Origin of the sequence: Acinetobacter sp. UBA3132, assembly GCF_002364825.1 — a bacterium.
GTDB classification, from domain to species: domain Bacteria; phylum Pseudomonadota; class Gammaproteobacteria; order Pseudomonadales; family Moraxellaceae; genus Acinetobacter; species Acinetobacter schindleri.
This window is the reverse complement of sequence record NZ_DEZM01000062.1, coordinates 2508-3215: the sequence shown is the minus strand read 5'-3', so window position 1 is coordinate 3215 and position 708 is coordinate 2508. Positions and strand designations below refer to the sequence as shown.

General features: G+C 39.5%; 1 protein-coding gene. It reads left to right on the top strand.

What is annotated here, in order from left to right; genetic code table 11:
• Positions 1-708 (top strand): Plug domain-containing protein (locus tag B4033_RS02890; RefSeq protein ID WP_286831959.1); only part of this gene is annotated, 708 nt, incomplete at both ends.

Below are 708 nucleotides of genomic sequence, written 5' to 3'. Positions count from 1 at the left end.
GAAGAATCAAATTATCAAGAATCCATCCTTAATGAAGCTACGGTTAAGTTCAACACGATTATTATTGAAGCTCAGCAAGAAAATGAATTTGGAAAAACCATTTATTCAAAAGAAGACTTAGAAAAAACGCCGAATAGCTCTAAAAATATCACTGACTTTCTAAAAGTAAATCCGAATGTGCAGTTTAGCAATGAACATATGGCAGCCAGCTCACAAGCTGATTTAAAACCGGCTGAAATTTCGATTCATGGTGCACAATCATTTAATAATAAATTTGTGGTCAATGGCGTCAGCAACAGCAATAACCTCGACCCTGCTGGTTCAGAAACAACCAACTACGGTGCAGTGTCTGGCGGTTCACAAGGTGTGGCAATCAACACCGATTTATTGTGTAATTTAGAAGTATTAGACAGCAACATTAGTGCAAAACACGGTGGCTTCACCGGTGGTGTGGTTCAGGCAGAAACCTGTGCGCCTAAATCTAAAATTGGCAAAGTCCATGGTAGCATCACTTATGACTATACAGAAAGTGACTGGAACCACTACCACTTAAAAACCGATGCAGACAAAGGACTTTTTGAAGGTGCATCAACCCAGTCAAACCAAAAAGAGTATGTTCGCCAAGGTGTTAGTGCCAATATTTTTGCTAAGCTTTCAGAGGTCTATGGCTTCGATTTCTATGCTTCACAACGTAAATCAGCAATTCCT